Origin of the sequence: Aquabacterium sp. (assembly GCF_016195855.1) — a bacterium.
In the GTDB taxonomy this organism is placed as follows: domain Bacteria; phylum Pseudomonadota; class Gammaproteobacteria; order Burkholderiales; family Burkholderiaceae_C; genus Aquabacterium.
Genome location: NZ_JACPYU010000016.1, coordinates 122,332 through 146,470, shown reverse-complemented (window position 1 = coordinate 146,470; position 24,139 = coordinate 122,332). Strand labels below are relative to the sequence as shown.

Annotated in this window: 25 protein-coding genes and 2 tRNA genes; 7 read left to right on the top strand and 20 right to left on the bottom strand. The window is 62.5% G+C overall.

Annotated features, from left to right (window positions below):
* Positions 1-29: 29 nt before the first annotated feature.
* From rpsF to dnaB, 5 genes are all read left to right on the top strand, one after another.
* Positions 30-395 carry a 30S ribosomal protein S6 gene (rpsF, locus tag HY019_RS14070; protein WP_035034554.1) on the top strand — a complete coding sequence of 122 codons (366 nt, stop codon included), beginning with the start codon at positions 30-32 and terminating at the stop codon, positions 393-395.
* Positions 396-435: 40 nt separating this feature from the next.
* A complete protein-coding gene (gene priB, locus HY019_RS14065) occupies positions 436-726 on the top strand; it encodes a primosomal replication protein N (RefSeq protein WP_290693121.1) in 291 nt (96 codons plus the stop codon).
* 29 nt (positions 727-755) lie between these two features.
* Positions 756-1,049 carry a 30S ribosomal protein S18 gene (gene rpsR, locus HY019_RS14060; RefSeq protein WP_290693119.1) on the top strand — a complete coding sequence of 98 codons (294 nt, stop codon included), beginning with the start codon at positions 756-758 and terminating at the stop codon, positions 1,047-1,049.
* 13 nt (positions 1,050-1,062) lie between these two features.
* A complete protein-coding gene (rplI, locus tag HY019_RS14055; protein ID WP_290693117.1) occupies positions 1,063-1,515 on the top strand; it encodes a 50S ribosomal protein L9 in 453 nt (150 codons plus the stop codon).
* A 206-nt stretch (positions 1,516-1,721) separates the two neighbouring features.
* A complete protein-coding gene (gene dnaB, locus HY019_RS14050) occupies positions 1,722-3,161 on the top strand; it encodes a replicative DNA helicase (RefSeq protein ID WP_290693115.1) in 1,440 nt (479 codons plus the stop codon).
* Between the two features lie 27 nt (positions 3,162-3,188).
* Here the strand turns inward: dnaB and trxC are convergent, their stop codons facing one another.
* The 19 genes from trxC to rnr form a co-directional block, all read right to left on the bottom strand.
* Positions 3,189-3,626, bottom strand: coding sequence for a thioredoxin TrxC (gene trxC / locus HY019_RS14045; RefSeq protein WP_290693113.1), 438 nt, complete (start codon positions 3,624-3,626; stop codon positions 3,189-3,191).
* Positions 3,627-3,690: 64 nt separating this feature from the next.
* Positions 3,691-4,386: a Bax inhibitor-1/YccA family protein gene (locus tag HY019_RS14040; protein WP_290693111.1), complete on the bottom strand. Its 696-nt coding sequence runs from the start codon at positions 4,384-4,386 to the stop codon at positions 3,691-3,693.
* A 192-nt stretch (positions 4,387-4,578) separates the two neighbouring features.
* Positions 4,579-5,406, bottom strand: coding sequence for an RNA methyltransferase (locus HY019_RS14035; protein WP_290693109.1), 828 nt, complete (start codon positions 5,404-5,406; stop codon positions 4,579-4,581).
* Positions 5,407-5,436: 30 nt separating this feature from the next.
* On the bottom strand, positions 5,437-6,141 hold the full coding sequence (gene rnhB, locus HY019_RS14030; RefSeq protein WP_290693107.1) for a ribonuclease HII: 705 nt from the start codon (positions 6,139-6,141) through the stop codon (positions 5,437-5,439).
* Positions 6,110-7,258 carry a lipid-A-disaccharide synthase gene (gene lpxB / locus HY019_RS14025; protein WP_290693105.1) on the bottom strand — a complete coding sequence of 383 codons (1,149 nt, stop codon included), beginning with the start codon at positions 7,256-7,258 and terminating at the stop codon, positions 6,110-6,112. The genes rnhB and lpxB overlap by 32 nt, the downstream gene beginning before the upstream one ends.
* Positions 7,259-7,263: 5 nt before the next feature.
* Positions 7,264-8,052 (bottom strand): acyl-ACP--UDP-N-acetylglucosamine O-acyltransferase, encoded by a 789-nt coding sequence (gene lpxA / locus HY019_RS14020; protein WP_290693103.1) that lies wholly within the window; start codon positions 8,050-8,052, stop codon positions 7,264-7,266.
* Between the two features lie 7 nt (positions 8,053-8,059).
* The gene (gene fabZ / locus HY019_RS14015; RefSeq protein WP_290693101.1) at positions 8,060-8,500 is read right to left on the bottom strand and encodes a 3-hydroxyacyl-ACP dehydratase FabZ; all 441 of its coding nucleotides are present in this window, start codon (positions 8,498-8,500) and stop codon (positions 8,060-8,062) included.
* On the bottom strand, positions 8,497-9,525 hold the full coding sequence (lpxD, locus tag HY019_RS14010; RefSeq protein ID WP_290694197.1) for a UDP-3-O-(3-hydroxymyristoyl)glucosamine N-acyltransferase: 1,029 nt from the start codon (positions 9,523-9,525) through the stop codon (positions 8,497-8,499). The genes fabZ and lpxD overlap by 4 nt, the downstream gene beginning before the upstream one ends.
* A gap of 56 nt (positions 9,526-9,581) precedes the next feature.
* On the bottom strand, positions 9,582-10,091 hold the full coding sequence (locus HY019_RS14005; protein WP_290693099.1) for an OmpH family outer membrane protein: 510 nt from the start codon (positions 10,089-10,091) through the stop codon (positions 9,582-9,584).
* A 2-nt stretch (positions 10,092-10,093) separates the two neighbouring features.
* The gene (bamA, locus tag HY019_RS14000) at positions 10,094-12,382 is read right to left on the bottom strand and encodes an outer membrane protein assembly factor BamA (RefSeq protein ID WP_290693097.1); all 2,289 of its coding nucleotides are present in this window, start codon (positions 12,380-12,382) and stop codon (positions 10,094-10,096) included.
* A gap of 26 nt (positions 12,383-12,408) precedes the next feature.
* On the bottom strand, positions 12,409-13,806 hold the full coding sequence (rseP, locus tag HY019_RS13995; RefSeq protein ID WP_290693095.1) for an RIP metalloprotease RseP: 1,398 nt from the start codon (positions 13,804-13,806) through the stop codon (positions 12,409-12,411).
* Positions 13,807-13,864: 58 nt separating this feature from the next.
* Positions 13,865-15,070, bottom strand: coding sequence for a 1-deoxy-D-xylulose-5-phosphate reductoisomerase (gene ispC, locus HY019_RS13990; protein WP_290693093.1), 1,206 nt, complete (start codon positions 15,068-15,070; stop codon positions 13,865-13,867).
* Positions 15,063-15,986, bottom strand: coding sequence for a phosphatidate cytidylyltransferase (locus HY019_RS13985; RefSeq protein WP_290693091.1), 924 nt, complete (start codon positions 15,984-15,986; stop codon positions 15,063-15,065). The genes ispC and HY019_RS13985 overlap by 8 nt, the downstream gene beginning before the upstream one ends.
* Before the next feature lie 13 nt (positions 15,987-15,999).
* Positions 16,000-16,779 (bottom strand): polyprenyl diphosphate synthase, encoded by a 780-nt coding sequence (gene uppS, locus HY019_RS13980; RefSeq protein WP_290693089.1) that lies wholly within the window; start codon positions 16,777-16,779, stop codon positions 16,000-16,002.
* Between the two features lie 112 nt (positions 16,780-16,891).
* Positions 16,892-17,452: a ribosome recycling factor gene (gene frr / locus HY019_RS13975; RefSeq protein WP_290693087.1), complete on the bottom strand. Its 561-nt coding sequence runs from the start codon at positions 17,450-17,452 to the stop codon at positions 16,892-16,894.
* Positions 17,453-17,536: 84 nt separating this feature from the next.
* Positions 17,537-18,247: a UMP kinase gene (pyrH, locus tag HY019_RS13970; protein WP_290693085.1), complete on the bottom strand. Its 711-nt coding sequence runs from the start codon at positions 18,245-18,247 to the stop codon at positions 17,537-17,539.
* Positions 18,248-18,448: 201 nt separating this feature from the next.
* Positions 18,449-19,333 carry a translation elongation factor Ts gene (tsf, locus tag HY019_RS13965; protein ID WP_290693083.1) on the bottom strand — a complete coding sequence of 295 codons (885 nt, stop codon included), beginning with the start codon at positions 19,331-19,333 and terminating at the stop codon, positions 18,449-18,451.
* Between the two features lie 107 nt (positions 19,334-19,440).
* Positions 19,441-20,187, bottom strand: coding sequence for a 30S ribosomal protein S2 (gene rpsB, locus HY019_RS13960; RefSeq protein ID WP_290693081.1), 747 nt, complete (start codon positions 20,185-20,187; stop codon positions 19,441-19,443).
* A 162-nt stretch (positions 20,188-20,349) separates the two neighbouring features.
* The gene (gene rnr, locus HY019_RS13955) at positions 20,350-22,707 is read right to left on the bottom strand and encodes a ribonuclease R (protein WP_290693079.1); all 2,358 of its coding nucleotides are present in this window, start codon (positions 22,705-22,707) and stop codon (positions 20,350-20,352) included.
* A 126-nt stretch (positions 22,708-22,833) separates the two neighbouring features.
* On the opposite strand from rnr, the gene HY019_RS13950 reads away from it, so the two are divergent.
* Together HY019_RS13950 and HY019_RS13945 are read left to right on the top strand one after the other, a co-directional pair.
* Positions 22,834-22,918, top strand: a tRNA-Leu gene (locus HY019_RS13950).
* A 436-nt stretch (positions 22,919-23,354) separates the two neighbouring features.
* Positions 23,355-23,439, top strand: a tRNA-Leu gene (locus tag HY019_RS13945).
* Between the two features lie 153 nt (positions 23,440-23,592).
* Here the strand turns inward: HY019_RS13945 and HY019_RS13940 are convergent.
* Positions 23,593-24,114 carry a phosphoribosyltransferase gene (locus HY019_RS13940; protein ID WP_290693077.1) on the bottom strand — a complete coding sequence of 174 codons (522 nt, stop codon included), beginning with the start codon at positions 24,112-24,114 and terminating at the stop codon, positions 23,593-23,595.
* Between the last annotated feature and the right edge of the window lie 25 nt (positions 24,115-24,139).

The following is a 24,139-nucleotide window of genomic DNA, read 5'->3' as shown; positions in this document are numbered from 1 at the left end:
CCATCAACTGGAATCCACAAGGAGTATCCATGCGTCACTATGAAATCGTCGTGCTGATCCACCCGGATCAAAGCGAGCAAGTTCCCGCCATGCTGGAACGCTACAAGGCCCTGATCGCCTCCACCGGCGGCCAGGTTCACCGTCTTGAAGACTGGGGCCGTCGTCAGCTGGCATACCAGATCAACAAGCTGGCCAAGGCTCACTACCTGTGCCTGAACATCGAGACCAGCAAGGAAACCCTGGCTGAACTCGAAACCGGCTTCAAGTTCAACGACGCCGTGCTGCGTCACCTCACCGTGCTGAAGGACAAGGCTGAAACCGCTCCTTCCGTGATGATGAAGCAAGTTGAGCGTGAAGAGGCCCGCAAGGCCCAGCAGGAGCAAGCCGCTGCCTGATTGATGCCGCAAGGCATCGACAGGCGTTGCGTCCACGTTCATGAACCGTGTGCTGATTTCAGCCCAGATCATTGAACGCAGCGTATTGAGATACACCCCCGCCGGCCTGCCCGCACTCGACGTCGTGCTTCAGCACGAATCCGAAGTGACCGAGGCCCTGCTTCCCCGCAAGGTCAAGCTGGACATCAAGGCCGTGGCAATTGGTCCGATTGCAGAGCAATTGAACCGAAAGCCGGTTGGCGTGCCATTGAGCATTGCCGGCTTCCTGGGTGCTCCGCGCAACGGACGTGGCGTGCTGCTCCACATCACCGAACTCAACGACATCGTTTAACACATCCATTCGGATACTGAGAGGTCATCATGGCTGCTCCCCGCTCCAAGAACGGCAAGTTCTCCAAAGACCGCAAGGGCAAGCGCAACACGCAATCCCTGCTGTTCCGTCGCAAGCGCTTCTACCGCTTCACCGTCGCCAACGTCGAACAGATCGACTACAAGGACGTTGACACCCTGCGCGACTTCATCGCTGAAAACGGCAAGATCATCCCCGCACGCCTGACCGGCACCCGCGCGATCTACCAGCGTCAGCTGACCACCGCCATCAAGCGCGCTCGCTTCCTGGCCCTGCTGCCTTACAGCGACCAGCACCGCGTCTAAGGAGTTCTCTGTCATGCAAATCATCCTCCTCGAAAAAGTCGCCAACCTGGGCAACCTGGGTGATGTGGTCCGCGTGAAGGACGGTTACGCTCGTAACTTCCTGATCCCCACTGGCCAAGCTCGTCGCGCCACCGAAAAGGCTGTCGCCGAATTCGAAGCCCGTCGCGCTGAACTGGAAAAGGTTCAAGCCGAAAAGCTGGCCGCCGCTCAAGCCCTGGGCGACAAGCTCGCCAGCAAGACCATCACCGTCAGCCAGAAGGCTGGCGTGGACGGCCGCCTGTTCGGTTCGGTCACCAACTTCGACATCGCTGAAGGCCTCAAGGCTGCCGGCTTCGAAGTGGCCAAGCACCAGATCCGCCTGCCTAACGGTCCGCTGAAGACCGTGGGCGAGCACCCTGTGTCGCTGTCGCTGCACACCGACGTGGTCGCCGAGATCACCGTCGCTGTGGTTGGCGAAGCCGCCTAAGTACCGGGTCATACCAGACCAAGCAGAGTCCGGTGTTCGCACCGGATCCAGCCCCCAGGAAGCCGGCCTTGAGCCGGCTTTCTCATTGGGCACGCCACTTATCCACGCCAATCCCCAAGCTATCCCAAGGTTGCCCACAGACTTGCACACATGTCCACAGCATTATCCACATGCGCAAGACGCTGACAACCTTATGATTGACGACCATGGCCGCAGTTCTCCCGACACCCTTCTCCCCATCAGGCCTGAGTGCCTCGATTGGCGCCGATGAAATCGCCAAGCTGCGGGTGCCGCCGCACTCCATCGAAGCCGAGCAGAGCGTGCTGGGCGGCTTGCTGCTGGACAACAGCGCCTGGGACCGCGCCTCGGACCTCCTGACCGACAGCGACTTCTACCGCCACGAACACCAGCTCATCTTCACGGCCATCCAGCAACTGATCAATGGCTCCAAGCCCGCTGACGTGATCACGGTCTTCGAGCAATTGCAGATGCAGGGCAAGACCGCGGATGTTCCTGGCGGCTTGATGTACCTGAATGCCCTGGCCCAGTCGGTGCCCAGCGCCGCCAACATGCGCCGCTACGCCGAAATCGTGCGTGAGCGCGCGGTGCTGCGCAAGCTGGTGTCGGTCAGCGATGAAATCGCCACCAACGCCTTCAGCCCCAACGGCAAGTCCGTGGCCGACCAACTCGACGAGGCCGAAGCCAAGATCATGAAGATCGGCGAGGAAGGCAACAAGGGCAAACAAGGCTTCCACTCCATGGACGGCCTGGTGGTGGACCTGCTGGACCGCGTGCAGGAACTGGCCGACAACGGCTCCGAAGACGTGACCGGTGTGCGCACCGGCTTCACCGAGATGGACAAGATGACAGCCGGCCTGCAAAAGGGCGACCTGATCATCCTGGCCGCCCGCCCCTCCATGGGTAAGACCGCTTTCGCGCTGAACATTGGCGAAAACGTGGCGGTCAACGAAGGCCTGCCTGTGGCCGTGTTCTCCATGGAAATGGGCGCGTCCCAACTGGCGCTGCGCATGGTCGGCTCCATTGGCCGCATCAACCAGCAGAACCTGCGTACCGGCCGTCTGAGCGATGACGAATGGGGCCGCCTGAGCGAAACCGTCGAGAAGCTGCGCACGGCCAACGTCTTCATTGACGAAACGCCCGGCCTGTCACCCAATGAATTGCGCGCCCGCGCACGCCGCCTGGCCCGCCAGTTCGGCGGCACCCTGGGCCTGATCATCATCGACTACCTGCAGCTGATGAGCGGCTCCGGTGGCAACGAGGAAAACCGCGCCACCGTGATCGGTGAGATCTCGCGGGGCCTCAAGGCGCTGGCCAAAGAACTGCAGTGCCCGGTGATCGCCCTGTCGCAGCTGAACCGTTCTGTCGAAACCCGCCCTGACAAGCGCCCCATGATGTCCGACCTTCGCGAATCGGGTGCCATCGAGCAGGATGCCGACGTGATCATGTTCATCTACCGCGACGAGTACTACAACAAGGAATCGAAGATTCCGGGTGTGGCCGAAATCATCATCGGCAAGCAGCGTAACGGCCCGGTGGGCAGCTTGCACCTGGCCTTCCTGAAGTCGAACACGCGCTTCGAAAACCTGGCGCCTGGCAGCTACATCGGCGAAGGCGATCAGTACTGAGTTCTGAGCAGGCCGAAGGGCGGCCGATCAAAGGCCGTGGCGAGCCAGCCAGGCCTTCAACTGCGCTGGCTGCAAGGCACCCGACACGCGATCGATCTCGCGGCCATTGGCAAACAGGGCCAGCGTCGGGATGCTGCGGATGTTGTAGCGGCCGGCGAGTTGCTGCTCGGCCTCGGTGTCAACCTTGGCAAACAGCACACGGCCGTTGTAGCTACCGGCCATCTGCGCAAACACGGGCGCAAACATCTTGCAGGGGCCACACCAAGGCGCCCAGAAATCGACCAGCACAGGCAACTGGTTGCGCGTGATGAAGCGCTCGAAATGCTGGGTGTTCAGGTTGACAGGCTGGCCAGGCAGCACAGCCTGTGCGCATTTGCCGCACTGGGGCTTGTCTTGGACGCGATCAGCCGGCACGCGGTTGATCGCCTGACAGTGTGGGCAAACCAGTTCAAAAGAAGCAGACATGGGGTTCTCCGAGAGAGCTATACCCCATGTCGTATCAACTCACGCCAATTCAAGAGGCGCGAGATCAGTCGTCGCTGCCGCCCAGTGCCATCAGCAATTGCAGCAGAGACGAGAACACGTTGTAGACGTCCAGGTAGATGGCCAGGGTTGCCGTCACGTAGTTGGTCTCGCCGCCATCCAGCACGCGCTTGATGTCATAAAGGATGAAAGCAGAGAAGACCGCCACGGCCATGGCCGAGATGGCCAGATGCAGCGCCGGCAGTTGCAGCCAGATATTGGCCACGCCCGCCACCAGGATCACGATCATGCCCATGAACAGCCACTTGCCCAGGCTGGACACGTCGCGCTTCATGGTGCTGGCCATGGCGGCCATGCCCGTGAAGACCACGGCCGTACCACCAAACGCGGTGGCCACCAGGCTGGCGCCATTGGACATGCCCAAAGCAAAACCAACCAGACGGGACAACATCAGGCCCATGAAGAAGGTGAAACCCAGCAGGAGCAGCACGCCCAGGCCAGAGTTCTTGAACTTCTCAATGGCGAAGAAGAAGCCAAAGGCCACAGCCATGAACACGACGAAGCTGATAAGGGGGCTGCCAGCGAAAAAGCTGAAACCAGTTGCCACACCCAGCCAGGCGCCCAGCACCGTGGGCAGCATCGACAAAGCCAGCAAGGCATAGGTATTGCGCAGCACCCGCTGACGGTCCACGCCCAGCGAAGAGCCATACACAACATCAAGGGGCTTCAACGAACGTTCCATGTTTCCTCCGGAAAACGCAAAAGGAGTCAGGCCAGACTGCCCCTCCTTGGGGCCAGCCAATGGGGCTGAGGTTCCGCGGTGATTGTAGGCGGCTTATGTCAACCCCAAGCGCCTTGCCCCTTATCTGCGGGCGAGCCAGGGTCTTTTCAACTGCAATTTCAGCCTGTGAAAACGAGCAAAGTTCCGCCAGGCTCAGGCCGGCTGACGACGGCGCAGGGACTCATACAGGCACACCGCTGCGGCGGCTGCCACGTTGAGCGACTCTTCCCCACCCGGCTGCGGAATGGCCACCTTCAGCGCACAGCGGGCCATGACGGCTTCGGCCACGCCCTGCCCTTCGTGCCCCAGCACCCAGGCACAAGGATCGGGCAGCGGCGCCGTGGGCAGCAGTTGATCGGTATGCGAGCTGGTGGCCACCATCGGCACAGCCAGCGCGGCCAGATCGTCCGCCACCACCTGCTCCACCAGATGCAGCGCAAAGTGCGCCCCCATGCCGGCGCGCAAGACCTTGGGCGACCACAGGGCGGCCGTGCCCTTGAGCGCCACCACTTGCTCGAACCCCATGGCCGACGCGCTGCGCAGGATGCTGCCGACATTGCCTGCGTCCTGAACACGGTCCAGCACCACCGAACGCAAACCGGAACGGATGCCCGAGCCCGCCGCATCCCCCTCGGGGCGGGACAGCAGGAAACCCAGGTGCGCATGCGACTCCAGGCCGCTGAAGACCTTCCACAGTGCTTGCGGCACCACCACGACCTTGTCGGCCCGGCGGGCCAGCTCGCTCAGCTTGCGTGCCAGTTCGTCGTGACCAGCGGCCATGCCGTGCTCGCCCAGCCAGGCCGTGTCGGCGATCACCGCCAGCGCCACGGGCACGCCACGGGCCAGACAGGCCGAGCACAGGTGATCGCCTTCCAGCCAGACTTCGCCCAGCTTGCGGTAGGCAGACGGATCTTGCGCGTGCTTGCGCAGACGCTGCACCAGCGGGTTGTCGCGCGAGGTGATCAGTTGGGTGGTGCTCATCAAAATCAGGCCATCGAAGTGGCGCAGGGGTCAGCGAGGCTGAATCAGGGAAGGGTCAGGTGCCAGCCCCAGGGCCACCTTCACGGGCCCGAAGCTGCGGCGGTGCGCCGGGGTCGCGCCATGCAGGCGCAGCGCGGCCACGTGGTCTGCCGTCGGGTAGCCCTTGTGGGCGTCAAAACCGTAGTGCGGGTAGGCCTCGTGCAACTGTACGCACAAGCGGTCACGGTGCACCTTGGCCAGGATGGATGCCGCAGAAATCGCCTGCACTTTCGAGTCGCCCTTGACAATGGCCTGTGCCGGCACATTGAGCACCGGCACCCGGTTGCCGTCTACCTGCACCATCGCGGGCTTGAGGCGCAAACCCTCCACGGCCCTGCGCATGGCCAGCATCGTGGCCTGCAGGATGTTGATGGCATCGATTTCCTCGACCGTGGCCTCGGCGATGCAGCAGCACAGTGCCTTGGCCCGGATTTCGTCGTACAGGCGCTCGCGCTGGCGTGCGGTGAGCTTCTTGGAGTCCGCCAGGCCGGTGATGGGCTGCTCGTCGTCCAGGATCACGGCGGCGGCCACCACGGGGCCTGCCAGAGGGCCGCGACCGGCTTCGTCCACACCGGCGAGCAAACCCGCCGAGTCGGCTGGCCACAACAGGTCAAGCTGTTGTGGCAGCAGGGGTTCACCGCGCGAGGACGCGGCCTTGGTCGCCTTAACGGCTTTCGAGGACTTGGGCGATGGCATCGCTGGCGGCCCGGGCGGTGTCTCGCCTCAGGGTGTGATGGAGTTCGAGGAAACGTTGCTGCACCGACTGGGCACGAGCGGGCTGGTCCAGCCAGGCCAGGACATCCGAAGCCAGTTGCTCGGGGTTGGCCTCATGTTGCAGGCGCTCGGGGACGACGAAGTCAGACAACAGGATATTGGGCAGCCCCACCCAGGGCAGGTAGGCCATGCGCTTCATGATGGGCCAGCTTAGCGCACTGATCTTGTATGCGATCACCATGGGCCGCTTGAACAGGGCCGCCTCGAGCGTGGCCGTGCCACTGGCAATGAGGGTGACGTCGCAAGCGGCCAACGCCTCGTGTGACTGCCCGTCCAGCAAGGTCAAGGCGGCCTTGGGCGCATGTTCGGCCACCATGGGCTCGACCAGGGCGCGCATGCCGGGCACGATGGGCAGCAGGAAGCGCAGATCAGGCCGCTGCTGGCTCAGGCGGGCCACCGTTTGCAGGAAGGTCGGCGCGATGTGGCGGATCTCGCCACCACGGCTGCCGGGCAGCACAGCCACCACCTGGACATCGGCCCCCAGCGCCAGCTTGGCACGGGCCGCTTCACGCGGCACCTCCAGCGGGATGGTATCGGCCAGCGGGTGCCCCACATAAGTGGCCGCAATGCCCTTGTCCTGATAGAGCTTGGGCTCGAAGGGGAACAGGCACAGCATGTGGTCCACCGAACGGTGGATCTTGTTGATGCGCCCGCCTCGCCATGCCCAGATGGAGGGGCTGACGAAGTGCACGGTCTTGACGCCCTGGGCTTTCAGCCGCGCTTCCAGCCCGAGGTTGAAGTCAGGCGCGTCCACACCAATGAACACGTCTGGACGCTCCTGCAACAGGCGCGCCGCCAGTTGCTCACGGATGCCCCAGATCTCGCGAAAGCGCCTCAGCACTTCCAGGTTGAAGCCGTGCACGGCCAGCTTCTCGTAGGGCCAATGGGCCTGGAAGCCGTGTGCCGCCATCTTCGGGCCGCCGATGCCGGAGGCCGTCAGATCAGGCCAGCGTGCGCGCATGCCACCCAGCAGCAAGCCCGCCAGCAGGTCGCCGGAGGTTTCGCCGGCCACCATGGCCACACGCGGACCGGTCGTCATGCCGCTCAACGCACGATGCCGCGCGAAGCGTCAGCCAGGAAGCCCAACATCATGTCGATGTCGGCGTCCGCCTCAGGCACTTGGCCACGCAAGGCTGCAATCTCGGCCTTGGAGGCCTCCAGGGTCAGGCCCTTGCGGTACAGCAGCTTGTACATCTGCTTGAGCGTGCTCAGACGCTCAGCCGAATAACCGCGGCGGCGAGGGCCTTCCTGGTGCACGTTCTGAGCCTGAGCCGGGTTGCCGGCTGCTTGCACGAAGGGCGGCAGGTCTTGCGACAGGCGGGTCTGGAAGCCCACCATGGCGAAATCACCGATGCGCACGAACTGGTGCACGCCGCTGATGCCACCGATCAGGGTGTGGTTGCCCACGGTCACGTGGCCGGCAAACTGCACGGAGTTGGCGATCACGTTGTCGTTGCCGATGACGCAGTCATGCGCCACATGCACATAAGCCATGATCCAGTTGTCGTCGCCAATCTGCGTGACGCCCTTGTCCTGCACTGTGCCGGTGTTGAAGGTCGTGAACTCGCGGATGGTGTTGCGGTCGCCGATGATCAGTTGGGTGGGTTCGCCCGCGTACTTCTTGTCCTGCGGGGCGGCCCCCAGTGAGGCGAACTGGAAGATGCGGTTGTCGCGCCCGATCGTGGTGTGGCCCTCGATCACGCAATGCGCGCCAACCGTGCTGCCTTCACCGATGCTGACATGGGGCCCAATGAGGGCGTAAGGGCCCACCGACACGGAATCGGCCAGCTTGGCCTGCGGGTCAACAAGGGCCGTTGGATGGATGCTTGCCATGACGGAATCAGGCCACCTTGCGCACAGTGCACATGATCTGCGCAGACACGGCGAGCTCCTCACCCACGAAGGCCTGGGCGTTGAACTTGTAGATGCCGGCCTTGTTGCGGTCCATCTGCACGTCCAGGATCAGCTGGTCACCGGGCTCCACGGGGCGCTTGAAACGCGCACCATCGATGCCGACGAAGTAGTACACCGAGTTTTCATCGGCGCCCTCGCCCATCGCATCAAAAGCCAGCAAGGCAGCGGCCTGCGCCAGGGCTTCGAGCATCAGCACACCCGGCATCACCGGGCGCGTGGGGAAATGGCCCTGGAAGAACGGCTCGTTGATGGTCACGTTCTTCAAGGCGCGGATCCGCACGTTCTTTTCGATTTCCAGCACACGGTCCACCATCAGGAAGGGATAACGGTGCGGGAGCTTGTCGAGGATCTTGTGGATGTCCATCACGATTTGATCTGTTTCTCTAGGGTACGGATGCGATCACGCAGGGCATGGAGCTGGCGCAGCGTGGCCGCGTTCTTCTCCCAGGATGCGTTCTCGTCGAATGGGAAGACCCCGCTGTAGACGCCGGGCTTGTTGATGGAGCGCGAAATCAGCGTGCCGGAGGACACGTGCACATTGTCCGCCAGGGTCAGGTGCCCCAGGATCATGCCAGCGCCACCCACCGTGCAATGTGCACCGATGTGCGCGCTGCCGGCCACACCCACGCAGCCGGCCATGGCCGAATGCTCGCCGATGTGGACGTTGTGCGCGATCTGGACCAGGTTGTCGAGCTTGACGCCCTTTTCGATGACAGTGTCCTCGATGGCGCCACGGTCCACGCAGGTATTGGCGCCCAGTTCGACGTCGTCGCCAATGCGCACGGCACCGAGCTGCTCGATCTTTTCCCAGGTGCCCTTGTTGGGGGCGAAACCAAAACCATCTGCGCCAATGACCACGCCGCTGTGGAAGATGCAGCGCTGGCCGACCACGCAGTCAAAACCCAGCGTGACATGGGCCGCCAGGCGCGTCTGTGCACCCACGCGGGCGCGCTCGCCGACCACGCAATGCGGGCCGATGATCACCTCATCACCGATCACGGCACCGGCCTCGATGATTGCCAGAGGGCCAATGCTCACGCCCTGCCCCAGTACGGCGCTGGGGTCCACCACCGCCGAGGGGTGCACGCCGGCCGCCGGGCGAGGCCGCACACGTTGCGCCCACCACTGCGTCAGGCGCGCAAAGTACAGATAGGGGTCGTCCGTGACGATCGCCGCGCCACGGGCCACGGCCTCGTCCTGCGCTGCGGCGCTCACGATGACGCACGCCGCCTTCGTCGTCAGCAACTGGCTGCGGTACTTCGGGTTGGAGAGGAAGGAAATCGCAGCGCCACGGTCCGTGTCAAGCGGGCCGATGTTCTGGATGACCGTCTCGCGGTCACCGTGCAACTCGCCGCCCAGCGCATCCACGAGCTGCCCCAGCGTGGTGGTCAGGCGGGGCGCGGCACGGTCAGCAGAAGAAATCGTGTCAGGCGCTGACGAGGAGCCGCTCACTTGCTCGATCCGCCATTCAAGGCCTTGATGACCTTGTCAGTGATGTCCACGCGCGGGCCGGCAAACACGGCTTCCTGAAGGATCAGGTCGAACTTTTCCTGGTCGAAAATCTGCTTGACCACGCGGTTGGCGCGGTCCAGCACGCTGGACAGCTCTTCGTTCTTGCGCTGGTTGAGGTCTTCCTGGAACTCGCGGCGCTTGCGCTGCAGTTCGCGGTCCTGGTCCACCAGGTCACGCTGGCGGCGAACGCGCTCGCCTTCACCCAGCGTCGGGGCATCCTTTTCGAAGCGATCGGACGCGCTCTTGAGACGGGACTCGGTCTCACCCAACTCCTTCTCGCGGCGGTTGAACTCCGCCTCGAGCTTGGTCTGCGCGGCTTTGGCCGGCACCGCGTCACGCAAGACGCGATCCAGGTTCACAAAACCGATCTTGAGTTCCTGACTGTGAACAGCCACCGCGCCCATGAGCATGGCGCTGGCGAGCAGTGTCTTGAGAATCGATTTCATGATCAGAATGCCGTGCCGATCTGGAACTGGAGTTTCTGGATTTTATCTTGATCGAGGTAGCGGAAGGGCTTGCCGTAGCTCAGCTTGAGCGGGCCGACCGGCGACACCCAGCTGATACCAACACCAGCCGATGCCCGGAAGTCCTTCCAGCGCACCGCTTCGTTTTCACCCCAGACGTTACCTGCATCCACATAACCGAACAAGCGCAGCGTGCGGTCATTGCCCGCGCCGGGGAAGGGCACGTAAAGTTCGGTATTGAGGTTGATGCGCTTGTTGCCGCCCACGTAGGCGCCTTCGATGTCCACGGGGCCCAGCGAGCCTTGCTCGAAGCCACGCACCGTACCCAGACCGCCACCGGTGAAGTTCTTGAACACGGGATAGGGTTTACCAGAAAGGCCCGTGCCGTAGCCGAACTCGCTGTTGAAACCCAGCGTGTAGCGGTTGGTCAGCGGCAGGTATTGCTGGAACTGGTAGTCACTGCGCAGGTAGCGCGTATCACCCGCCACGCCCCACTCCAGGTTGACGCGCTGGTAGCGGCCGCTGGTGGGGGCAATGGTGCTGTCACGGGCGTCACGCGCCCAGCCCACGGTCAGGGGCACGGACAGGCTGCGCTCGCCAAAGATCTCGCGGTGCAGCTGGTAGCTCACGGGCAAGCCCGTGGTGCCATGGATCGCGGTCTGCTCGGCACCGGCGCCGAAGAACACCGTGTCGAACTCGGTGTAAGGCACACCAAAACGCACCGCGGCACCCGGGGTCACGATCTCGTAGTCACCACCTTGCGTGCTCAAGGGGCGCGAGGTGCGGTAGAACACGTCGTAGGAACGCGAGATGCCGTTGTCCGTGAAGTACGGGTCCACCGTGCTGACCACGATGGTGCGGTTGTACTTGCTGGTGTTGAGCTCCACCCCCAGGTAGTTGCCGGTACCAAACACATTGTCCTGCTTGACCGATGCGGTCAGCGTGAACTTCTCGGCGCTGGAGAAGCCCGCGCCCAGCATCAGGTTGCCGGTGGGCTTTTCTTCCACCGTGAGGGTCAGGTCAACCTGGTCGGCCGTACCGGGCACCTCGGTGGTTTCGATGTTGACCTGCTTGAAGTAGCCCAGACGGTCCACGCGGTCGCGCGACAGCTTGATTTTCTGGCCGTCGTACCAGGCCGCTTCGAACTGGCGGAACTCGCGGCGGATCACTTCGTCACGTGTGCGGGAGTTGCCGGCCACATTGACGCGGCGCACGTAGACACGACGCTGCGGCTGCGCCACCAGCACGGCCACGGCCTGGCCCTTTTCGCGGTCCAGCTCGGGGCGGAAGTCCACCTTGGCAAAGGCATAGCCGAATGCGGCAAAGCGGTCTGTGAAGGCCTTGATGGTCGAGGCCACGTCCTCGGCGCGGTAGGCCTCGCCCGGCTTGATCGTGATCAGCTTGCGGAAGGTCTCTTCCTTGCCCAGGTAATCGCCATCGAGCTTGACGCCCGTGATCACGTAGCGCGGCCCTTCGGTCACGTTGATCGCAATCGAGATGTCCTGCTTGTCAGGCGAGATCGCCACCTGGGTGGACTCGATCTTGAATTCAAGGTAACCACGGTTGAGGTAGTAGGCCTTGATGGACTCCAGGTCGGCATTGAGCTTGGAGCGGGCGTATTGGTCGGACTTGGTGTACCAGGTCAGGTAGCCGCCCGTGGTCAGGTCCATCTGCGACAGCAAGGTGCCTTCCGAGAAAGCCTGGTTGCCCGTGATGCGGATGCTCTTGATCTTGGTGACTTCGCCTTCGGTCACGGTGAAGGTCACGTTCACGCGGTTGCGCTCGGCGGGCGTGATCGTGGTGACCACTTCGACGCCGTACAGGCTGCGCGTGAGGTACTGGCGCTTGAGCTCCTGCTCGGCGCGGTCGGCCAGCGCACGGTCGAAAGGCTGACCTTCGCCAATGCCGACGTCCTTCAGCGCCTTGACCAGGTTGTCCTTGTCGAACTCCTTGGTGCCCACGAACTCCACGCGGGAGATCACGGGGCGCTCTTCCACGACCACCACCACGATGTTGCCATCGATCTGGATGCGCACGTCCTTGAACAGGCCGGTGGCAAACAGGGAGCGCAAACCGGCAGCGCCCTTGTCGTCTGTATAGGTGTCACCCACCCGGAAAGGCAGGGAGGCAAACACGGTACCGGCATCGGCACGCTGAAGGCCTTCAACACGGATGTCCTTGAGCACGAAGGGCTCGACAGCCCATGCAGCCTGGAACAAGGAAGATGCCAGCAAGGCAGCGAGCAGGGTCGGCTTGAACCGGACAGCAGTCATGGAAGGAATTTGCATGCGGAAATAACTCAGTGCGCGCCCATCAGGCGCGCCAGGTCGTTGTAAAGGGCCAGTGACATCATCACCAGCATGATGGCGACGCCACCACGTTGTAGGCGCTCCAGCCAACGTTCAGAGACGGGCCGGCCCGTGACACCTTCGAAAAGATAATACATGAGGTGTCCGCCATCGAGGACCGGCAGCGGCAGCAAATTGAGCACCCCCAGGCTGACGCTGACCAGCGCAAGGAAGCCCACGTAGTAAGCCCACCCCAGGCGCACGGACTGCCCTGCGTAGTCGGCAATGGTCAGCGGCCCGCTCAGATTCTTCAGGGAAGCCTGCCCCACCAGCATCTTGCCCAGCATGTTCAGGCTCAGCACCGACACATCCCAGGTCTTGACCAGGGCGCGCTGCATGCCATCGAGCAGGCCATAGCGCACTGTCACCGTGGCGGCCGGCCCACCCAGCGCAGCGTCGATGCGGGGCAGCATCTGCCCCTCTACCTGCTTCATCACCGGCAGCACGTGCAGCTGCAACACCTGACCGCTACGCTCGATGCGCATGTCCATGGGCAAGGCCTGCCCCTTGTCCTGGCTCTGACGGATGATGCGCAGCAGATGCGAGACGTCGGTGGGTGCCTGGCCGTTGACGTCCAGCACGCGGTCACCATTGCGCAGCCCCGCCTTCTGGGCGGCACCGCCATCGAGCACGGTGCGGATGATGGGCTCGCCATAAGGGCCTGTCAGGCCGATGCGGCTCATCAGTTCGCCGTCGACCTCCGAGGCGCTGATCTGGCTCAGCTTGAGATGCAAGAGGCGTTCGCCACCGGCAGGCTCATCAGCCTTCACCTTCGACTGCACGCGCAAGACCAGATCCTGCCCCTTGAGCGCATGCTGGGTCAGGCGCCATTGCAGATCATTCATGGAGCGCACGGCGTACCACTCGGTGGCATCGCCCCCATCGGCGCCGTCGGGTTTCAAGGCGATGATTTCGTCGCGCGACTGCAGGCCGGCTTGCGCGGCCAGGCTGTCAGCCTTGGGCTGCGCAAACCAGGGGCGCAACTCGGACACACCCGCCCAGTTCACGCAGGCATACAGCAGCACCGCCAGCGCGAGGTTGGCCAGCGGGCCCGCGGCCACCACGAACGCACGCTGCGGCAAAGGCTTGCGATTGAACGCGCGATGCAGCTCGGCGGGATCAACGGCACCTTCGCGCTCGTCGAGCATCTTGACGTAGCCACCCAGCGGCAAGGCCGACACCACGAACTCGGTTTCACCACGCACGCGCGACCACAGCACGCGGCCAAAGCCCACCGAGAAACGCAACACCTTGACATCGCACGCCACGGCGGCCCGGTAATGCCCATACTCATGGATGACCACCAGTACCCCGATGGTCAAGATGAACGCCAGCACGGTGATCAGCATCGCCCTACTCCTTGGAACACGGCCTTTGAGGCACCCGATGTGGTGGGCCGCTGCACGATCAGCGTGCCAGGCCCGTCACCACCGACTCTGCCACACGGCGAGCCTGCCCATCCAGTGACAACAAGCCTTCAACCGACTCGACCGCGCCAGATGGCACGACACAATCAGACAAGGCCTGCACATTCACGTGGTGAATCTGATCGAAACGGATGCGGCGATTCAGGAAGGCATCCACCGCCACCTCGTTGGCCGCATTGAGCACGCAGGTGCTGCCAGGCGCCGCACGCAAGGTCTGCCAGGCCAGTTGCAGCCCGGGGTAGCGGGCGGCGTCCGGCTGCTCGAAAGTCAGGGCACCAAGCTGGCTGAAATCCAGCATCTCGGCACCAGACTCGATGCGCTGCGGCCACGACAGGCCATAGGCGATGGGCACACGCATGTCAGGCGTGCCCAGTTGGGCCAGCACCGAGCGATCGCGGCACACCACCATGGAGTGGATGATGCTCTGCGGGTGCAGCACCACGCGGATCTGATCAGGCGTCAGGTTGAACAGCCAGCGCGCTTCAATCACTTCCAGCGCCTTGTTCATCATGGTCGCCGAATCCACCGAAATCTTGCGGCCCATGACCCAGTTCGGGTGCGCACAGGCTTGATCCGGCGTGATGTCTGCAAACGTGGCTGGATCACGCTGACGGAAGGGCCCGCCCGATGCGGTCAGCACGATGTGGTCAATGCGTGAAGCCCAGCTAGCCGGGTCTTCAGGCAGGCACTGGAAAATGGCCGAATGCTCGCTGTCGATCGGCAGCAGCGTGGCGCCACCATCCTTGACGGCCTGCATGAACAGGCCACCGCCCACCACCAGGGCTTCCTTGTTGGCCAGCAAGAGGCGCTTGCCCGCGCGGGCCGCAGCCAGACAGGGCGCCAGCCCGGCCGCCCCCACGATCGCGCCCATCACCACATCCACATCGGGATGCGAGGCGATGTCGCACAGCGCCTGCTCGCCACTGAGCACCTCGGTGCGCAGACCGGCAGCACGCACCTTGTCCCGCAACTGCGCCGCCACGGCCTCGGACGGCATCACCGCAAACTTCGGCTGATGCTGGGCACACTGTGCCAGCAACTCGTCCACGCGAGACGCGCCGCTCAGCGCCCAGACCTCGAAACGCTCAGGGTGGCGCGCGGCCACATCGAGCGTGTTGGTCCCGATGGAGCCTGTGGCACCGAGGATGCACAGGCGTTGAGGGCGGGTAGAAGTGTGGTCAACCATGGCACAAGGTCATCAAAGCCAGCGACAAAGGCAGCACCGGCAGCAAGGCGTCGATGCGATCGAGCACCCCGCCATGGCCAGGCAGCAACTGGCTGCTGTCCTTGGCACCGGCCTGGCGCTTGATCAGGGACTCGAACAAATCCCCCACCACGCTCATGGCAGCCAGGAAGGCCAGCGCCGCCAGCATACCGACGGGGCCCAGCCCCATCAACAAGCGGCTGTAAAGACTGGGGGAATCCACCCCGACATTGCGGTCAATCCAGATCCAGATGGCCGACAGGAGCGCAACGGCCAGCATGCCTGACCAGACGCCCTCCCAGCTCTTGCCAGGGCTGATGGACGGCGCCAGCTTGTTTTTGCCGAAAGTACGGCCACCAAAGTAGGCGCCGATGTCTGCAGCCCAGACCAGGCAGAACACCGACAGCAGGTAGTTCAGGCCCTGAGCCTTGCTTTCAACCAGGGCCAACCAGGCCAGGACCAGCAGGGCCAGGCCAAGCAATCTGCGCAGGAGTTGGGGGGATTGCTTCCAGTGCGCCGTACCAAAGCGCAACACGGCGGCACCGCCCAGCACCCAGATCAGCAAAGCCGCCAGCCAGATGATGGCCGGCGTGGCAAAACCCACCAGCGGGTGCCCCCAGCCGTGCACATGCCCCAGGGAGTCAGACACGGGGGCCTGCGACGCGCCCCACACGGACAAGCCCAGATACCGGGCTACGAAAAGACAAGAGCCCGCCACAGCCGCGCCCATGATCACCGCGCGCGCGCCAGGCGCCTCGTTCAGACGCGACCACTCCCAGCCCGCGGCGGAGATGAACACCAAGGTCAGGATGGCGAATGGCCAGGCCGCCTGCGCTGCCAATGTCGGCAACAGGATGGCCACCAGAATCAGGGCCGTGATGACACGTTGCTTGAGCATCCGCCAGGCTCCTTCAAGCGAAGGCGTCGGCTTCGCCGTCACCAGAGCCGCCACTACCGATCGCCCCCTCGCCTTCGCCAGACGCACCCACGTCACCGAAACGACGTTCGCGCTGGACATAGCTGGCGATGGCCTTGTCCAGCTCCTTCGCGTCGAAGTCGGGCCACAGGCAGTCGGTGAAATACAGCTCGGCGTACGCACTCTGCCACAGCAGGAAGTTGGACAGGCGCACCTCACCGCCGGTGCGGACGAACAGATCCGGGTCCGGCGCGTAATTCATGGCCATGTAGCGCGACAACGTGGCTTCATCCATCTGATCGGCCGACACGCCTGCACGCATCGCCTGGCGGGTAGCCTGGACGATGTCCCAACGGCCACCGTAGTTGAAGGCCACCGTCAGGATCAGGCGGCTGTTGTCCACCGTCGAGGCCTGGGCTTCCAGCAAGGCATTGCGCACTTTCTCGGAAACATTGGCCAGGTCGCCCACGACGCGAAGGCGCACGCCGTCTGCCTTAAGCTTGAGCAGGTGCTTGGACAGCGCGACCAGCAACAGACTCATCAAACCCGAGACCTCTTCTTCCGGGCGCTTCCAGTTCTCTGAAGAGAAAGCAAACACCGTCAGGAACCCGATGTGACGGTCAGCCGCCGCCTGCACCACCTTGAGCAGCGCGTCCACCCCGGCCTTGTGGCCCACACCACGCGGCATGAAGCGTTTGCGCGCCCAACGCCCATTGCCGTCCATGACGATGGCAACGTGACGAGGAACCGGATCAACAGCGGGAGACTTGGCCATCAGCGCAACAAAGGTGAGAGGGTGCACCGCGCCCACAACAAGGCGCGCCAGAAACACAGCGAGGCGGCAAAGCCGCCTCAGACTGCGTCGCGATTATGACAAAGCGAAAGGCTTAAACGGCCAGCACTTCGGCTTCTTTGCCTGCCACCAGCTTGTCGATCTCGGAGATCGTCTTGTCGGTGAGCTTCTGAACGTCGTCTTGCGAACGGCGGTCTTCGTCTTCGGTGATTTCCTTGTCCTTGAGCATCCGCTTGGCTTGCTCATTGGCATCGCGACGCACATTGCGAACCGAGACCTTGGCATCTTCGCCGGCGTTCTTGACCACTTTGGTCAACTCCTTGCGTCGCTCTTCGGTCAGCGGCGGCATCGGCACGCGGATCAGGTCACCTTGCGTGGAGGGGTTCAGACCCAGATCCGATTCGCGGATCGCCTTTTCAATCTTGGCGCCCATGCCCTTTTCCCAAGGCTGAACGCTGATGGTGCGGGCGTCCAGCAAGGACACGTTGGCCACCTGGCTGATGGGCACGGGCGAGCCGTAGTAATCGACCTGCACCTGATCCAGAATGCCTGGGTGAGCACGACCGGTACGGATCTTGGCCAGCTCGCTCTTGAACGACTCGATGGACTTGAGCATTTTCTGCTCAGCGCTTTTCTTGATATCTGCGATGCTCATAAAGAAACTCCGTGCGAATGTTTTACAACCCGACAAACGCGTGAGAGGGATAACTGAACAATAAAACGACGGGCGACGACCCTGTCAAACGTGAACCAAAGTGCCTTCGTCTTCACCCAGCACCACGCGCTTGAGCGCACCGGGCTTGAAGATCGAGAACACCTTCAGGGGCAGATTCTGATCGCGGCACAGCGCAAAGGCGGTCGCATCCAGCACCTGCAAATTCTTGATCAAGGCCTCATCAAACGTGATGCTGCCATAACGCGTGGCCAGGGGATCCTTCTTGGGGTCAGCAGAGTACACGCCATCGACCTTGGTGGCCTTGAGCATGATCTCCGCGCCGATCTCGGCACCACGCAGGGCGGCGGCCGTGTCGGTGGTGAAGAAGGGGTTGCCGGTACCGGCCGCAAACACCACGACCTTGCCCTCTTCGAGGTACTGCAAGGCCTTGGGGCGCACATAAGGCTCGACGACCTGGTCGATGCTGATGGCCGACATGACGCGCGCCGTCATGCCTTCCTGGCGCATGGTGTCCGCCAGCGCCAGCGAGTTCATCACGGTGGCCAGCATGCCCATGTAGTCAGCCGTGGCGCGGTCCATGCCGACAGAACCACCCGCCACGCCGCGGAAGATGTTGCCGCCGCCGATCACCACCGCCACCTGGGTGCCCAGGGCGGTGACCTCTTGGATTTCCTTGACCATGCGGACGATGGTCGCGCGGTTGATGCCATAGGCATCATCACCCATGAGGGCTTCACCAGAAAGTTTCAAGAGGATGCGCTTGTAGGCGGGCATTCGGACGTCCTTGTTTGATGACTTGCGGCAAGTTCAAAGGTTATCGCAACTTTGAACTCACCCAGACCTGAGGTCTTTGAAAGACTGATCGCGCGATGGTTCCACCAACCGGCGACCTTTGTTTTGTAAAGCCTCTGCCGCATGGGGCAGGCAAAGCCGCATAGCACAAGGGGGCCAGAAGCCCCCTTGTTTTGCGTCGGGTTACTGACCCTTGGCAGCGGCCAGCGTGGCCGCCACTTCAGCAGCAAAATCTTCCTGCTTCTTCTCGATGCCTTCACCCACGGTGAACATCGTGAAGCCCTTGACGACGGTGTTGGCCGACTTCAGGTAAGCCTCGACGGTTTGCTTGCCGTCAGCAGCCTTCACGAAGACCTGGTTGAACAGGGAGACTTCCTTGAGGTACTTCTGAACAGCGCCTTCGATCATCTTGGCAGCGATGTCAGCGGGCTTGCCGGACTCGGCAGCCTTGGCCGTGGCCACGCTGCGTTCGATGTCGATCAGCGCGGCAGGCACGTCCGACGACGACAGCGACACAGGCTTCATGGCAGCGATGTGCATGGCCACGTCCTTGGCAGCCACGTCGCTACCAGTGAACTCGACGACCACGCCGATGCGCGAACCGTGCAGGTAAGCGGCCAGCTGGTTGTCACCGCTGAAACGCTTGAAGCGACGGATGGTCATGTTCTCGCCGATCTTGCCGATCAGCGCGGAACGGGTGGCTTCCACGGTCGAGCCGTTCAGATCCAGTGCCGACAGGGCAGCCACGTCGGCGGGGTTCTTCTTGGCGATCAGCTCGGCCACAGCCTTGCCGAAGCCCAGGAAGTCGTCGTTCTTCGAGACGAAGTCGGTTTCGCAGTTGATTTCGACCAGGGCGCCGGTCGAGCCATCGATGTAGGACGACACAATGCCTTCAGCGGTCACGCGAGCGGCGGCCTTGGAGGCCTTGCTGCCCAGCTTGACGCGCAGGATCTCTTCAGCCTTGGCGAAGTCGCCATCGGCCTCGGTCAGAGCCTTCTTGCACTCCATCATGGGAGCGTCGGTCTTGGCGCGCAGTTCGGCGACCATGCTGGCGGTAATAGCAGCCATTTGCTTTCTCCGTTTGATTCAGGTGCGGTGTCATCACCGCATCACAAGGAAATCTGTTTGAAAAAAAGGGGCTGATCGTCAGCCCCTTCTTGTTGAGTCAAGGCAGCTTAAGCAGCTTCGTTGACTTCCACGAACTCGTCGTCGCCACCAGCGGCAGCGGCAACCACTTCGTTCACGGCGTTGGCCTTGCCTTCCAGCACGGCGTCAGCCACGGCCTTGGCGTACAGCGCCACAGCCTTGGAGGAGTCGTCGTTACCGGGGATGACGTAGTCGATGCCTTCGGGCGAGTGGTTGGTGTCAACCACGCCGATCACGGGGATGCCCAGCTTCTTGGCTTCGGCGATGGCGATCTTGTGGTAACCGACGTCGATCACGAACAGGGCGTCAGGCAACGCGTTCATGTCCTGAATGCCGCCGATGTCCTTTTCCAGCTTGGCCAGTTCGCGTTGGAACAGCAAGCCTTCCTTCTTCTTCAGGTTGTCCAGGCCGGCTTCGACTTGAACCTGCATGTCCTTGAGCTTCTTCAGCGAACCCTTGACGGTCTTGAAGTTGGTCAGCATGCCGCCCAGCCAGCGCTGGTTCACGAAAGGCACGCCAGCGCGCTCAGCTTCCAGAGCGATGGTGTCACGGGCTTGACGCTTCGTGCCGATCATCATCACGGTGCCGCGGCGAGCCGACAGCTGCTTGATGAACTTCAGTGCATCCTCGAACGCAGGCTGCGTCTTCTCGAGGTTGATGATGTGGATTTTGTTGCGATGGCCGAAGATATACGGGGCCATCTTGGGGTTCCAGAAGCGGGTTTGGTGACCGAAGTGGACACCGGCTTCCAGCATTTCGCGCATGGATACGGACATGGAATGCTCCAGAGGTTGGTTCTAGAAGCCGCCAGCGATCTCAGGGGGTGGTACAGGCCAGAAACTGACCTTGAACCCCGCTGCGACACCTTGGGAATTGACGGCTTCGCGAGTAATTTGCCCAAACCATTTCGGGCAAACTCTGGCATTCTAGCATGAAACTCAGCGCTTGCCCTTGCCGCTCTTTCGGCTGACCGCTTTCTTGCCCGCCGTCTTGGCCGCACGCCCCGAACCACCAGAGCGAGGCGCCGGCGCCTCGGGCTGAGGGCCGTGCGCCCTGCCCTTGACCGCCGCCTTGCCGCCCTTGCCTGCCGATTTACCGGCCCGCTTGGTTTCGCGGTCGGCCTCCTGAATGTCAGCCAGCTCATCCTGCGCGGACACATCACCAGCCCAGGGCGCATCCCCGCCACGCCCCCTGCGGCGCGCGTTGGCCGGCGCACTGACAGGGCGCAACTCGGCCCCCTCCCTCACCATGCGGAAATCGATCTTGCGGGTATCCAGGTCGACACGACTCACCTGCACACGCACACGGGCCCCGATGCTGTAGCGCACACCTGTGCGCTCGCCGCGCAGCTCCTGGCGCGCTTCGTCAAACCGGTAATACTCGCCACCCAGCTCGGTGATGTGGATCAGCCCCTCGACATAAAGGCCGTCGAGCTGCACAAACAGGCCGAAACTGGTGGCAGCTGTCACCGTGCCACCGTACTCCTCGCCCAGGCGCTCGCGCATGAACATGCACTTGAGCCACGCTTCCACGTCGCGTGAAGCCTCGTCCGCGCGGCGCTCGTTGGCACTGCAATGGATGCCCACGGTCTCCCAGGCCACCAACTCCTCGGGCGGCAGCTTGATGCGAGCCGCTGCCTTGGTGGGCGCGGCGGGCAAGCCCTTGGCGGGCGCCCCTGGCTTGCCACCAGGCTTGCGCTTCACGTTGCCAACCGACGACACCACGCCGGGCGGCACCTTCAAGCCATAACGACCACTGCCCAGCAAGGCCTTGATCACGCGGTGCACCAGCAAGTCCGGATAACGACGGATCGGGCTGGTGAAGTGCGTGTAGGCCTCATAAGCCAGACCGAAGTGGCCGCTGTTGACCGGCGTGTACATGGCCTGCTGCATAGAGCGCAACAGCATGGTGTGGATTTGCGTGGCGTCCGGGCGGTCCTTGGTGGCTTGCGCAATCGCCTGGAAATCACCCGGCGTGGGCTCCTCACCCAGGCTCAAGCCCAGGCCCAGCGCCTTCAGGTAGTTCTTGAGCAAGGCGCGCTTTTCGGGTGTTGGCCCTTCGTGTACACGGAACAAGGACGGATGCTTGGCGCGCGAAATGAAATCCGCCGAGCACACATTGGCCGCGAGCATGGCCTCTTCGATCAGGCGGTGGGCCTCGGTGCGCACACGCGGCACGATCTTGGCAATGCGGCCATTGTCGTCGCACACGATCTGCGTTTCAGTGGTGTCGAAATCCACCGCACCACGGCTGGAGCGCGACTTCAGCAGCGCACGGTATACCTCGTACAAGTGCAACAGATGCGGCACCAGCTCGCCACGCTTTTGCGCCTCGGGGCCACGCGTGTTGCCCAGGATCGCCGCCACTTCGGTATAGGTGAAGCGCGCATGCGAATTGATCACCGCGGGATAGAACTGGTAGGCATGTACCTCGCCTTCCTGCGTGACCAGCATGTCGCACACCATCGACAGGCGCTCAACCTCAGGGTTCAGCGAGCACAAGCCATTGGAGAGCTTCTCCGGCAGCATCGGGATGACGCGACGAGGAAAGTACACCGAGGTCGCGCGCTCGTAGGCATCGCGGTCCAGCGGATCACCCGGCTTCACGTAGTGGCTCACATCGGCAATGGCCACCAGCAAGCGCCACCCATTGGGCGACTTGGACCGCCCGATCGTGGCGGGCTGACAGTACACCGCGTCGTCAAAGTCGCGCGCATCTTCACCGTCAATGGTGACCAGCGGCACATCACTCAGGTCAATGCGCCCTTTCTTGTCGGCCGCACGCAGCTTCTCGGGTAGCTTGGCAGCCTGTGCCAGCGTGTCGTCGTTGAAGCGATGCGGCACTTCGTATTTGCGCACCGCGATCTCGATTTCCATGCCGGGATCGTCAATGCCGCCCAGCACCTCGGTGACACGGCCCACAGGCTGCGCATTGAGCGATGGCGCCTCTGTTAGCTCGACGGCCACCACCTGCCCCGGCTCGGCATTGGCCGTGGCCTTGGCAGGGATCAGGATGTCGCGGCCAAAACGCCTGTCTTCAGGCGCCACCAGCCAGGCCCCGCCTTCGTTCAGCAAGCGGCCAATGATCGGCGTCTTGCGGCGCTCGACGATTTCAAGGACCAAGCCCTCGGGGCGCCCTTTGCGGTCAAAGCGCACGACGCGAACCTTGACCCGATCGCGGTGCATGACCGAGCGCATTTCCTGAGGCGAAAGGTAGATGCTCGCATCACCTTCATCAGGTTGAACGAAGCCGTGTCCATCACGGTGGCCCTGTACGGTGCCAATGACTTCGCTCATGAGGTTCACAAAATTTTGAGAGGGTGTTGTCATAGTCATCATTTTGATGCTAGAATTGAATTCTTCGCTGATGACTGAGGCACATATTTCAAAGTGTGCAAACAGTCAGAAGCTAAAAAAGTACCTGCCCAGGTGGCGGAATTGGTAGACGCACTAGTTTCAGGTACTAGCGGGTAACTCCGTGGAGGTTCGAGTCCTCTCCTGGGCACCAATTGAAAAGCCGCTTCGATCTCTGCATCGAAGCGGCTTTTTCTTTGCCTGATGCAGAGCGGGGTGCGACGCGAGGTTCCAGCCATGACTTCAATCTCGCATGTCGCCCATACAGCACCTCGCTTCCAAAGCGTTGGGCCGCCGCGATTGCGCCACGTATCTGGCGCATGCCATGAAATTAAAAAGCTGGTAATCATCAAATCTGCAAATGCCAAGCCAGCGTACACCGTTTCTCCGGCTGCAACACGGCGTGTGGCACTTGTCGCACACCACAACGAAGATAAGCACACGGGCTCAACGCGCCAATGAAGTCGGCAAAGCATCTGAGCCCGGCTTTTTGATGCGATCGAGCCACAAATCCTGAAAACAGAAAAAGTCATGCTATAGTCGTGGTCTCGATGACGCGCTGGCAACAACGCTGATTCAAAAAAGTACCTGCCCAGGTGGCGGAATTGGTAGACGCACTAGTTTCAGGTACTAGCGGGTAACTCCGTGGAGGTTCGAGTCCTCTCCTGGGCACCAATTGAAAAGCCGCTTCGATTCTGTATCGAAGCGGCTTTTTCATTTGCACAAACCAAACTGCCCCAAGCTCACCCGCCATATCAAGCCTGAGAAACAGGCATGAAAAAAGCAGCCCGCAGGCTGCTTCAATGCTTGGCTGGCAATGCGGCCAACTCAGACCTTGTAGCGCTTCATCAGCGCTTCAGGCCGCAGGGTATCGTAGTCTTCAAAGGGCTGATGAATCCAGGGGCTGGTCGGCAAGGTCTCGACGTAGTAATCAGGCGTGTAGCTGGACACCCCCTTCACCCAGATCACCGCCGAACGCAACTCGGTGATGGCTGGCATGCTGCGCAGGCGATCCACCACGGCGCGCAAGGTCACACCCGAGTCAGCCAGGTCATCCACCAGCAGCACACGGCCAGCCAACTCGCCCTTGGGCATGGTGATGTACTTGGCCATGTCCAGGCGGCCTTGCAGTGTGCCGCCATCGTCACGGTAGGAACTGGTCGACATGATGCCCAGCGGGCGATCAAAGATGCGCGACAGCACATCACCAGGGCGCATCCCGCCGCGAGCCAGACACAGGATCTGATCGAACTGCCAACCCGAGGTGTGCACCTTCAAGGCCAGACGCTCCGTCAACTGGTGGTACTCCTCCCAGGAGACATACAGATGCTTGCCGTCGTCAGTGAGCATGAGAACTTCCTTCTTGCTGGATTGC